Origin of the sequence: Myxosarcina sp. GI1 (assembly GCF_000756305.1) — a bacterium.
GTDB lineage: Bacteria > Cyanobacteriota > Cyanobacteriia > Cyanobacteriales > Xenococcaceae > Myxosarcina.
In genome coordinates this window covers 72110-84570 of the sequence record NZ_JRFE01000050.1, presented here as the reverse complement: position 1 = coordinate 84570, position 12461 = coordinate 72110, and the positions used below count along the sequence as shown (strand labels likewise).

General features: G+C 40.2%; 8 protein-coding genes. 3 read left to right on the top strand and 5 right to left on the bottom strand.

The window, feature by feature from the left end; genetic code table 11:
• Positions 1-112: 112 nt before the first annotated feature.
• On the top strand, positions 113-691 hold the full coding sequence (locus KV40_RS26750) for a DUF1997 domain-containing protein (protein WP_036487640.1): 579 nt from the start codon (positions 113-115) through the stop codon (positions 689-691).
• A gap of 10 nt (positions 692-701) precedes the next feature.
• Here the strand turns inward: KV40_RS26750 and KV40_RS26745 are convergent, their stop codons facing one another.
• The 5 genes from KV40_RS26745 to KV40_RS26725 form a co-directional block, all read right to left on the bottom strand.
• The gene (locus KV40_RS26745) at positions 702-1304 is read right to left on the bottom strand and encodes a ribonuclease HII (protein WP_036487638.1); all 603 of its coding nucleotides are present in this window, start codon (positions 1302-1304) and stop codon (positions 702-704) included.
• Between the two features lie 35 nt (positions 1305-1339).
• Positions 1340-3280, bottom strand: coding sequence for an Rne/Rng family ribonuclease (locus KV40_RS26740; RefSeq protein WP_036487636.1), 1941 nt, complete (start codon positions 3278-3280; stop codon positions 1340-1342).
• Positions 3281-4565: 1285 nt separating this feature from the next.
• Positions 4566-5813: a hypothetical protein gene (locus tag KV40_RS26735; protein ID WP_036487634.1), complete on the bottom strand. Its 1248-nt coding sequence runs from the start codon at positions 5811-5813 to the stop codon at positions 4566-4568.
• 48 nt (positions 5814-5861) lie between these two features.
• Positions 5862-6887 carry an NAD(P)/FAD-dependent oxidoreductase gene (locus KV40_RS26730; RefSeq protein ID WP_036487632.1) on the bottom strand — a complete coding sequence of 342 codons (1026 nt, stop codon included), beginning with the start codon at positions 6885-6887 and terminating at the stop codon, positions 5862-5864.
• A complete protein-coding gene (locus tag KV40_RS26725) occupies positions 6888-9803 on the bottom strand; it encodes an RNA helicase (RefSeq protein ID WP_036487630.1) in 2916 nt (971 codons plus the stop codon). It abuts the gene before it with no gap.
• 280 nt (positions 9804-10083) lie between these two features.
• Here KV40_RS26725 and KV40_RS26720 point away from each other — a divergent pair, with 280 nt between their 5' ends.
• Positions 10084-11181: a mechanosensitive ion channel family protein gene (locus tag KV40_RS26720; protein WP_036487628.1), complete on the top strand. Its 1098-nt coding sequence runs from the start codon at positions 10084-10086 to the stop codon at positions 11179-11181.
• Positions 11182-11203: 22 nt separating this feature from the next.
• Positions 11204-12352, top strand: a complete 1149-nt coding sequence (locus tag KV40_RS26715) for a mechanosensitive ion channel family protein (protein ID WP_036487626.1) — start codon at positions 11204-11206, stop codon at positions 12350-12352.
• The last annotated feature ends 109 nt before the right edge of the window (positions 12353-12461 follow it).

Here is a 12461-nt window from a genome sequence, read left to right as displayed (position 1 = left end):
ATCTTTAACAAAAAATATACATCTTCAGCCCGAAGTTTTTAAATTAATTTTTTTCTGAAGAAATGTAACCTAGAATTAATAAATATAGAAATTCTAGATCGATTTGTTACTTATGTACGCTAGTTTTAACTCCTCAGAATCAATAAACATAGCTGTTGAAAATCGCGATATTCCGATACAGCATTATTTACGTCAGTCTCAAAGGGTAGTTGAGGCAATTGCCAATCCTCGCTTGATGAAACAGCTTGAAGACAACTTGTACGAGTTAAAAATGCGTCCGATTAATTTTATGGAAATATACCATTTCCAGCCGATTGTCATCCTCAAAGTTTGGTCGGGAAACAAGGGAACTGTATATCTCCAATCACAGGGATGTGAAATTAAGGGCATAGACTATATCAATCGTCGCTTTGCTTTAAAACTCAAAGGAATATTATATCCTCAAGAAACTAACGGACAAACTACTCTAGAAGGTCAAGCAGATCTTGAAGTTAGCGTAGAAATACCTAGCGCGCTCGCTCTAACTCCTAAATTTTTTTTAGAAAGAGCTGGCAATAAACTATTAAAAAGTGTTTTGGTCAGAATCAAACAAAAACTAACCGCTCAACTAGTTCGAGATTACCAAACGTGGGCGGATAATGAAGAAAAGACAGTGTCAAAAAATGAATTGGGAATACAAGAGATTCATTAAAGACAGTTAGTTAATTTATATATTTGCGAACAAATAAACTGCGATGTTCTGGACAAGCCCCATACTTTTGCAGTGCGAGACGATGTTTTAAGGTTGGATAACCTTTATTGGCGGCTAAATCGTATTGAGGGTAGGTAGTTGCCAGATCGACCGTTAAATTGTCTCGCCATACCTTGGCTAAAATACTTGCCGCACCAATTAACGGCGATCGCTCGTCACCTTTTACCAAAGTTTGTTGTTCTAGCAATAGATCGGTAATTTTATATTTGCCATCTACTAAACAAATTGTCGGCGTGCATTTTAACCGTAGTACGGCTCTTTTCATTGCTAATAAAGAAGCTCTTAAAATATTCAGGCGGTCGATCTCAGCAACGCTTGCCAATCCGATCTGTCCGTCAATAACCGTAGCCATAATTGGTTCGATTAGCTGTTGGCGTTTGGCAGCCGTAAGTTTTTTACTGTCTTTAACACCCAATTCTATTAGCCTGGGCAAACTAGACAGAGGAGCGACTACTGCCGCTGCTACTACAGGACCAAATAAAGCTCCTCTACCTACTTCATCTACTCCAGCAATTGTTACTAATTTAGAGCTGCGATCGTCTAAATCGGACATGTTCTCGGTCGATACTCTACTTGCAAATTCCGTACCTATTTAGTTGCTGACGAACGGCGACGACGGCGGCGACGGCGATCGGATGTATCTTCAGTATCCTCAGCAGAGCCATTGTTTTCTTCTTTGGATTCCACAGTTGGTGAATTTGAAGCGGTTTCGTTGTCTGTAGCGTCAGTCGTGTTTGATGCTTTTGAAGCAGCAGTTGCTACTGGTAAAGCTTCTTCAGCCGCTCTGACATACACTAAAACTGATTTAGGATCTTTATATTCTTTTTGCGTATTAATAATAGGAGACACTCCTAATAAAGCGTATATCTCCTGCTCTAATTCGGACAGTTCTACAAAGACCGTTTCTAAGTCGGCTTCTTCTCCTCGCACGCGAGATTGCAGTCTCGATTTGCGCTCGTCGTTATTGTTGTAGCGATCGCTATCGCGGTCTAAATTATTAATATTAGCTTCTGAAGTTTCAGCTTCTCCCGATTCGTCTTTAATTAACAAATCTTTAGAGCGGCGGCGGCGACGGCGACTACCATTTATATCTCCTAGATCTCTGTCGTTAGTTGCTAATTCTAGTTGGCGAGCGGGACGGTCGCGATCTAAATCTGGAGAAGATTCGACTACTGGTGCGCTACGGTCGCTGCGCTCGACGGAATTGGGCAAAATTGGGCGAACGCTATTAGCCGATTCGCGGGCAATAGCTGGAACCGCTATTGGCGAACTTTCTATGGCTTCGGCTTCGGCTTTTGCTGGTAGGTTAGCTAACTGACCTAAACCACCGCAGGTATGACATGTTTGACCGAATAGCTCGTAAATATTTTTACCCTGACGTTTGCGGGTCAACTCAACCAAACCTAGTTCGGAGAGTTGAGCAATTTGCGGTCTAGCTTTGTCTCCTTTTAAAGCTTTAGTAAAATGTTCGAGTAATTTTAACTGATCGCGCCGCGAGTCCATATCAATAAAATCAACTACGATTACTCCGCCAATGTTACGCAAGCGTAGCTGACGTGCGATTTCTGTAGCTGCTTCTGTGTTAGTCCACAACACCGTTTCTCTGGCTGTTGCCGAACGGGTAAAAGAACCAGAGTTAACATCAATAACTGTTAGAGCTTCTGTCGGTTCGATGATAATATAGCCACCCGACGGTAGTTCTACCCTTGGCTTCAGTGCTTCTCGAATTGCTGCATTTACCCGATAATATTCTAAAATAGGCTGCTGTTCTTGATGATGGTCGATAAAAACTCCTTGAGGAGAACGCCCACCGCTCCAGTTCATCAGGTGTTGTCTGATTCGTTTGACTCCTGCTGGCGAATCTACCACAATCGTATTGACATCAGCCGAATAAACGTCTCTCAAAACACGCTGAATAAAATCGTCATCGCGATTTAGTAATATTGGAGGTTTAGCAGAGTTCGCCTGATATTGAATTGATTCCCACTGTTTTTGCAAAAACTCCAAGTCTTCAATAATAGCTTCTTCTGCTTTTCCCTCTGCTTCAGTTCTGACAAGCAAACCCATGCCTGGAGGCTTAATTAAAATAGCGAGAGCGCGAAGACGACTGCGTTCGTTTTCAACTGAAATACGCCGAGATAGTTTGACACCTTTACCATAAGGCATTAGTACCAGGTAACGTCCTGGTAAAGTTATATTACCCGTCAATCTAGGACCTTTATTACCCGTCGGTTCTTTCATTACCTGCACCAGGGCTTTCTGGTGTGGCTCTAATAGTTCGGTAATGGCGGCTGCGGTTTTCTTTAAACGCAAAGGACCCAAATCGCTGACGTGAATAAAGCCGTTACGTTCGGCATCACCTATATTTACAAAAGCTGCATCTATACCAGGAATTACATTTTCTACCGAACCTAGATAAATATCGCTAACCTGTTGATTGCCAGTAGCTACGATTAATTCTTGTATGTGTTCTTCCCAAAAGACCGCTGCTAGATGATGTTGCTCGGCAATAATAATTTGTTTTGGCATTAATCCTCCTCGAAAACTTAATATCCGATCGCGCTGTAACCGACAAACAAAGTAAACTCAATCTTTAACCTGGCTTGTTGAAACTCTAATTAGCGCAATCGCTGCTCACAATTTTTTTAATATCTAGTATTTTGTAACTACAAAAGCCTGAAATGAACGAGCAAATTTAACATAAGTAATATTATCTAAATTTTAGCTCGTAGTCTTGCTTTACTTTTTTATCTATTTTATATCGAATAATTGTATCGACTGCTTTAAATTGTTGGCTTTTTTCTTTAGATTAAACATCAATCTTTAATTAATAATTAGCTATAAAGTTGTTACAATTTTGCACGATAGAAAATTATTTGCCTAAAAATGCTTTGGATAAAAAACTTAGTAGGCTCATGCAAAAATCGATCGATTTTTTAGTACTAACGATCTAGTTTACAGACTAAAGATCGCTCGAGAAAGAAGTAAATAGGAAGTTATTTAAAGTTTGCAGAAGTTAAATTCTTCTATGATTTTTCTCTTCCAGTTTGAAGATGTGGCACCTAAGTAACTTCCTAACGTCTATAGAAGATGTTTTACATCGAATATCTTTCTTCGACGATGCCAACCGAACAAAAACTTAACTCGACCGAATAAATTTTTGAACACTTGAGGTCGTGTTGTTTTGAGCGATAGTCGCTCTCGTTATACCGATTCTAGCAGCTACATAGCAAAATTCAGTTAAATAAATCCTAGATCGAGTAAAGGTGCTGTGGCTCTACATAAAAAACTTTATCTAAACAACTAGCTAAAACTATTAAAAACAACTTTTCAACCGTAACTTTTTATAAAACGGTAATATGCGAATAATTATGCTTTAGTAATAAGACTAGCTCAAACCCCAGTAACTCGATCGCTTTTAGTTGTCGAAGGGATTAATTCTGCATCATCTCAGCAGTTAATCATTTTTCTCGCATTTTTTACTTTAGTTTGGGCTAGCTAATGCTGCAATCGATTTTTGCTACTCGACCGTTGCCGATCTAGCAAATTCATTTGCTTTTAGCGGTCGCAGCAAAATAGCAGACAATTTTAGAGCGATTTTTAAATTTAGCTAGCTAGATAAATTATTTCAATATTTTGCCATAGTCGAAATTGTAAAACACTCAAGCTGCAACTTTACTAAATTGAATTTTAACCTACAATGTAACCTTAATAGTTAATTTTACTCAATCGGTCGCTGGAGGAAGTCTCTAGCGCGTGCAATTGAGCGTTGCTCAAAAAAACAATATTGTTATTAATAACAACAATAATTTTTTCAGTATAGCTGGTATTTAACTATTGCGGCAATTTTCGCTGCCGCCCCAGAACTACCTCTAACTTGGCGCAAGCGATCGCGCATTTGCTCTAGTTTGTCAGGGCGATCGAGATAATCTAACACCAAAGCGGCAACAGTTTCTGCTTCTAATTTGCCCACTAATTCGGGTACAATTTCTGCTTTTGCCCAAATATTAGGCCATGCGAATAAACGTCCTTGTTTTAGCACCAACCAGTTGATTAGCTTGGCTAAAACTGTTCCAACACCTGGTAGATTAGCCAAAATTCCTGGCAAACCATCCCAGGCACGCATTGCATCTAGCTGCTGAGTTGGCAACAAAACAATCATCGGTATGGCTAACGAAGCTAATTCGGCAGTGTTTGCCCCTACAGTAGTAAGACATAGCTGGCACTCACTCAAAGTTTTATAGGCAGGATAAGCAATCAGTTCGATTTTAGTACCGCTACTAGTAATTAAATAAGGAGTTGCGGTTGATAAAATTAGTTTCGCGCTAACTTTGCCCAACTTAGCAATTAAACGACCGTTAGATAGTGGGTTGGCGTATTTAGCTATGGTTGTTAGTTCTAACGTAGGCGCAATGGGAATGACAAATCTAGTTTGGGGTCGTTGCTGCTGAATTTTTTCGGCGATCGCCAGACACAATGGTACGCCCTGAGACAGTTTGGCAGGTTTCGAGCCTACCAGCAAACCGATAAGTGGCGTTCGATCGTTTTTATTAGAGTCATCTTCCTTTACTTCCAAAGCAACGTCAGCAATTAAATCTCCTACGATAGTACATTTTTTACGGTAAGACCTGGGTAACTTTTCTACTACCGTTTGATTCATAACGGCAAAGCGATCGATCCAGCGATACCAACGGGCATCCCATTCCGCATAAATTAAAGTAGAGTAACCGAGGCGTTTGCCGATAACCACCGTGTAAAACTGATCGCCACCCAGAAAAATAACTATTCCCTGTCGTCGCCACTGCCAATTTTTCTTGGTTTTTCCCCACAGCAAAAACCGCCCAAAATCTCTAGCAGCCAAGACTCGATCTACTTGAGGATAGCTGAGGGCAATTTCTGCCTCTTTTCCCGTACTGTGAGGACAGGGAGACAAAACTACCGAAATTCTAACCTGTGAAACGTCGTTACCCAACTGCTGTCGCAGATTTTTAACCACTGGACGCACCCAGGTAATTATTTCTCCTGGAGCATTAGAGAGAATTACAAGATCGACTGGTTGCACGATTGATGTATATATAGTTTTTTTCTGTAGGCGAACCGCCGTTCGTCCCTAGTTATTATCTGCTACTTTATTGGCGATCGCTTCCGCACTTTCTAACCCAGAAACCAAAGCACTTTCGAGATTTTTTCCGCTGCACCAATCACCACAACACACTAATGGTAGAGGAGATTTGGTAACCAAACAACTGCGATCTAACCAGTCTCTAGAAATTGCATAACGCCAGCGATGAACCTGCATCCATTGCGTAGATTTAAACCAAGTACACTGTAATATAGCTGCCTCAGCTAGTAGCTGTTCTCCAATAGGTTGTAAATCTGTTTCCTCTAAATATTTGTCAGCAAACTGAGGAGTGCTATGAAAAATAAATACGGGTTGAAGATCGTTATTTTTTTTCCTGCTGTCAAAAATGATTTTGGCAATTGTTTCGCTACAGTCAAAATTTAACACTTCCCAAGGCGGTAAATCTGAAAAATAGCATGGTTCGTATCCAGCAGAAACCGTAATGCAGGGATAATACTTTACCGCTTGCAATTGGTTGGTAAACTCGGCAGACACATCAAGCTCTATTCCCTTTAAGATATCTACGGCTTGAGGTGCGGGAACGGCAATAACCATAGCTTTCGCGCTTATACTGTCTGTCTTTGAAATAAGCTGCCAGGCGTTATCTTTATATCTAACACTCGTTATCCGACACTGTTTGGCAATTGCCAAATCTCTGGCTATATACTTGGCGATCGCATTGATTCCCTGTGGTGCGACATAGCGATTTTTAGCTTCAGTTGGCTGTATCTTTCCCTGGCGGTTTAAACGATAAACTCTACCATTCCAAGGCTCAATTATTGCTTCTTGCTGTAGTTGCTCGATTAACTTTTGAGTTTGTTCTCCCTGAACTTCCAACCAGGGCAAACCCCGATCTATCGTCAGGCGATCTCCAACTCTTCTAGTAGTAACTCTTCCTCCCACACCGCGTGATTTTTCTAAAACTATTACTCGGTATCCTTGCTGCTGTAATTGCCTGGCGCAAGTCAAACCTGCCATACCCGCACCAACTATAGCGACATCATATAGTTTCATTTAAATAGGAAACCTCTTCATCATCGCCGCTGCTTCACGGGCATTATCGGATAAAATAGACGAAATATTGGGTATTTGCGGTATTTGCAAGAGTACATCTACAGTACGTCGTAGCATTCTAACAATATCTCCTTCTGCCAAACTTACACTTTCGCAAAGTTCGTTCCATTCAATCCCTAATGCCCACTGTTCGCATAAACCAACTAGTTCGTATTCTCGCCATACGGGTAGACCGACATCATAGCGACGCTGCACTTGAAATAGCTGAGTTCGCAACTCGCGAATCACTGAAGTTTCTCTACCCCCCTCAGAAGAACGTTTTTTGACTCCTAGAGCTTCTAACACCTCTTGTGGTGGCGGATAGTCACACCAGACATCGGCGCGGGGAGTTTCGGTAATTAAAGCGCAAACGGTAGCTGCTAAACGTGCTGGTTCTAAGTATTCTAATTCTCCAGAGACAAATGCCAAAGCCAACCACAGTTCGTTATCGCCGCGAATGGTAGCGGCTGCCTGCCCTAAAAAGGTGGGAGTATAGCCGTCAAGTGCTTCAAACTCCTGTAGGACTTTGATTAAGTTGAGAAAATCTTCCCAATAATAAGATTGATTGGATTTTTGTTTTTGATATTTGATTTGAGTCCGATGCAGCTTTTCTCGTAAGACCGATCTTTGTTTGTGTTTTTTGAGCAATCGATTGGGATTGCTTACCTGTTGCAGTGGGTGAGCGTCCAAACGTTCCTGCACTACATCTAATCTTTGTTGTTGTTCGTTGACTTCGGGAGCGGGAGGTATGGGAATGAGATAATCGGCAATTTGGTTGGCAATTATTGCCGTATACTCGTCGCCTTTGCGCCATTTTCCCAGTTTGATATTTTCAAAAGACTGCTGGGGAATTTCGGTAACAAGTTCTCCAGGCAGAAAACCTTCATTAATTTCGCTAATGTCAGCATTTGCGGCAATGTACCAATAGTTATCAGCTCCCAAACACAATAAATTGGGTGCCTTTCCCGAACTTGGAACTTGAGGATCGATTAAAACTGCTGCAATTGGAGAACTGACTTTTAGATGTCTGCCTTTTAAACCGACAATTCTTCCAGGTTCTATTTGCGAAATTAAAGGTTTAATTTGATTTTTTCTTTCAGCTTCAGCTTGCTGCTGTAAAATACCTAGCAATCGACGTTCTTCTTTCAGGCGATCTCGCAATTTTTGATAGCTATTTAGCTGTCCTATGGGTAAGGGAGCAAGCTCTACATCTAACTTAGCTAGTTCGGTAGTGATTTCGGCAATCGTCTGTTGTTCGGGAGCGAGTTTTTTCTGGGCTAAGTATTCGGCAAAGCTTCTTTCTAGCAACTCTTTGACTTCATTAAGGGAGTATTTTTGTAAGAGATTGAGCACCATACCGTAAGAAGGCGTAAACCAGCTTCTGAGGGGTTCTGCTTCCGAAGTTGCCAAAAATGCTGCTTCTTTAGCTCCTTCATAGGGAGTTTGTAAAGTTACTACATTACCAACTTTATCTTTACCCCTGCGCCCTGCCCTACCAGATATTTGTAAAAATTCTGAGGGAGTTAACATACTGTGTCCGCCATCGGTACGTTTGGATAGAGCAGACATTACCGTAGTACGAGCGGGCATATTAATCCCCGCAGCTAGAGTAGCGGTAGCAAAAACAATTTTAACCAACGCCGACTCAAACAATCTTTCTACTAATTCTTTCCAGGCTGGTAAGAGTCCTGCATGATGGGAGGCAATACCCCGCATTAACGGTTCTATCTGGTCGATTCTGGCAATTTGCGACTGTTCGCACAAAAATTGCCAGAGTAAATATTTCTGATTGGGATTGGCAGTGAGATAAGTTAGTAAATTTGTCTCGGCGTTGGGGTTTTGTGCTAAATATTCTCGAAGCAAATCTACTAAAATTTCATTTTCTGCGGCTAAATATTGCAGCAAAGCATTTTGCAATTCCAAATTGCCAACCAAAAAGAAATGTAGCAATATTGCTTCTATTTGTGTTGCTTCTTCGGGAGTTACTAAAGCCAAAGAATCTAGTTCGTCTACAGCGCGATCGCATCCCCGACGACTAAAGATAATATAGATTGCTGGCAACATATCGTTAGCTGCTAGCTGCTGCACTACTTGAAATATACCAGGGTGCTTGGGTTTTCCCCCTCGCCTGCGGGAACCAGTTTTAGAAGGCAGCCCTTTAAGTTTGGGATTAAGTTTACTCTGAGTACGATCTAAAAGATGATGTAATCCTCGGCGATCGCAAAAATAATAACGCAGGGGTACGGGACGAAAATCGGAATTAACAAGTTCGCACTCATAGGTTATGCCATCATCTGGACGGGCATTACGGACTTTAACTATCCAATCGGTCAACTCTTCAGGATTGCCTACCGTTGCCGAAAGAGCCACTAACTGAATTCGTGGAGGACAGTAAATAATCGACTCTTCCCAAACTGTACCACGAAAGCGATTGCTCAAATAGTGACATTCATCTAAGACTACTGCCGCTACGTCTTCTAAAGAAGTTCCTAACTGTCCGATGGGTGTTTCGTATAGCATATTGCGGAAAATTTCTGTGGTCATTACCACCACTGCCGCATTGGGGTTGATAATAATATCTCCTGTTAGCAACCCAATTTTCTGACTATTTCCCGCTCCAAACTGTGCCTGAAAATCGCGAAATTTTTGATTGGATAGAGCTTTGAGTGGAGTAGTATAAAAAACTCGCTTGTTTTGTTCTAAGGCGCGATAGATAGCGTATTCTCCAATTAAAGTCTTACCCGAACCTGTAGGAGCGCACACTACTACCGACTTTCCCGCAGCCAAAGCGGCGATCGCCTGCTTTTGAAAATCGTCTAACTCAAATGGAAATATTGTTTTTAGATTTATCTCGGAAGTAGAAGCAATTAAATTCACGCGCTATTCAATAGAGCTTTAAGCTTAAGTATTTTGTTAATAGATACATACATTGTGACATTTTTGTTGGAATTGAGAACTTTTCCTACAAATTTATGGTATGGGTTATGCTTGATTTTGAAATAGTAAAGGTTAAATTAGTTCTTATCTGGTTTTATTTTTAATCTAAATGGCATGGCGCGAATAGGCTCTGTTTCAAGCCACGCTCCCTTGCGTACGCGCTGTTATCGCTAAGAGCAATCGCACCATTTACTTATATTAGGTAATCAGGTTTGACAAAATGGATGCTTACTTAACAGAAGTGACTGATATTGACACCGATATTTTACTGGTTTTAATTGGCTGTACGGCAATTATGGCTCTTTTTGGACTTTTTTTTCTATTTCAATTGATGCGTTTTCTTAGCGAGCGTTTGCTATCTCCTCAAGTTAGTGAAATTTATCAAAAAATAGTTGGCTCGGATAGCTATTGGTTAAAGATAGCAAGTTTATTAGCTTTTTTCGATCTGGCATTACTAGTTTTACCCCTGCCCAAATGGATTAACGTTATTGAAATTCCCTTGAGTGTGGTAATTTCTGTCAGTTTTATTTGGTTGGGATTTCGGATTTTTAGTCAGGTTTTCGATAATTTTTTATTAGATGCTGCACTGCAAAGAGGACGTAAGCTTACTGGTGAATTTTTAATCTTAGGCAAACTTTTTGCCAACTTCACTATTGTTTTAGTAATCGTTTTTATCTTTGCTCAAACACATAAAATCAATATCTTTGGTTTGGTTGCTAGTTTGGGAATTGGCGGTTTGGCAGTAGCATTTGCATCCCAAAAAATTCTCGAACAGGTATTAGGAGGAATCGTACTTTATTTAGATCGCCCTTTTGTTATTGACGACTATATTCATCTGCCCGATGGCACATTTGGCAGAGTAGAATCAATTGGTTGGCGATCGACTAAAATTAGGACTTCGGGTAAAGGTAGTCTAGTTATCGTCCCTAATAGCGTACTGACTCAGGTAAATATTGAGAATTTAACTGGTGCTAAAAAAGTTATTTCTCTAATTTATTTGACTTTTTACCGTACTATTCCCGATGAAGAAAAAGCTTTAATTCGGCAAATTATTTTAGAAAGTACAAAAGATATTTTTGGTATCGATCCCCGCAATACAGAGGTGATTTTTAAAAACTTAGTAGCTGAGAATAACCAAAAAATCACTCAAGCACAAGTCAACTTTTTTATCTTAGGCTCTGGAGAAGTTTCGATGGATTTACGTCGTCAGCTTCTAGATGCAGCAAATCAAAGTATTACCAAGCAACTAAAAGAATACAGTATCGCTTTCGATCTAGAAGAAAGAACGATAAATGTTGATTCACCAATTACAATCTAAAAACCAAACATTTTGACTTGGTATGAATATTTCGGAAACAATTCAAAAAACGATTGAAAAGTGGTTAGAGCTAGATGATTCGACTAGAAGCACGATTATCAAACATGCTCTTAATATTGGTATATTTTTAATTTTTATATTACTTGCCTTACTTATTGGAAGATATACTACTGTACTAGTAAGAGCGATTATCCAAAAACTTTTTCCCGATAAATTTTCGCAAATTTACGAGAAGCTAATTGTTCCTTTAGAAAAGCTAATTAAAATTGCTGGAACTTTAGTTTTAGTTTCCATTTGCTTTAATTTGATTCAGGAATACCAGGGTTTTTATGAGGTTGCTAAATTTTTTCTCAATCTAGCCGTAATAGCTAGCATTGCTTGGCTGATTTCTCGTCTGTTTAGGCAGTTTGTCAGAGTCTATGGCATCGATATGATTCGCAGACTAGGTTTGGAAATAGACGAGATGCTACTCGTATTTGAAACTATAGCCAATGTAATTATTGGGTTTGTAGCAGTTATAAGCTTTGCTCAAAGCCAAAATATAAATTTAATTGGCTTACTGGCAGGGGTGGGAATTGGTGGTATTGCGATCGCTTTTGCCGCTCAAAATACTTTAGAGCAGCTTTTGGGTACAATAGTACTGTACTTAGACCGTCCTTTTGTTCCTGGCGACTATATCCGTGTTAGTCTCAATCCTCATGCCGAGGATGTATATGGCAGAATTGAATCGATTGGCTTGCGCTCTACCAAACTTAGAACCGCAGCTAAAAGCACTCTGGTAATTATTCCCAATTCAACTTTGGCTAATTTGGATATCGAAAATATTACCAGAGGTAAAAAGGTAATGGTATTGCTCTACCTGGATTTTTTGGAAATTTTAGCAGAACGAGAACAGGCATTAGTCGAGCAAATAGTTAGTGAAAGTACGGATGCTTTATTTGGAATCGATCCTGGCAGTACCAAAATCAAGCTTTTTGAACTAGAAGATAAGCCAGGAACTCGCGCCAGGGTAACTTTCTTTATTTTGGGATCTTCAGAAAATTCAATTCAGCTACGTAAGCGATTGTTGGAATTAGCCAACCAAACTATTTCCAAACAACTTCGAGATTACGAAATTAATTTTGTCATGCAGGAACCGACTATTTATGTTGAGTCGCCAGTTACTATTTGATGAAGCAGGGGAGGTTTTTTTGAGTAGCGAGTAGCGAGTAGCGAGTAGCAAGTAAAAAGTATTTACTCTTACCTGTTCGCTGTTCCCCATTCCCTAAAGCCCAAAGCCT

Bases quoted from the DNA above. Each gene is read 5' to 3' on its own strand.
- KV40_RS26750 (WP_036487640.1), top strand. From the start codon at position 113: ATGTACGCTAGTTTTAACTCCTCAGAATCAATAAACATAGCTGTTGAA.
- KV40_RS26745 (WP_036487638.1), bottom strand. From the start codon at position 1,304: ATGTCCGATTTAGACGATCGCAGCTCTAAATTAGTAACAATTGCTGGA.
- KV40_RS26740 (WP_036487636.1), bottom strand. From the start codon at position 3,280: ATGCCAAAACAAATTATTATTGCCGAGCAACATCATCTAGCAGCGGTC.
- KV40_RS26730 (WP_036487632.1), bottom strand. From the start codon at position 6,887: ATGAAACTATATGATGTCGCTATAGTTGGTGCGGGTATGGCAGGTTTG.
- KV40_RS26720 (WP_036487628.1), top strand. From the start codon at position 10,084: ATGGATGCTTACTTAACAGAAGTGACTGATATTGACACCGATATTTTA.
- KV40_RS26715 (WP_036487626.1), top strand. From the start codon at position 11,204: ATGAATATTTCGGAAACAATTCAAAAAACGATTGAAAAGTGGTTAGAG.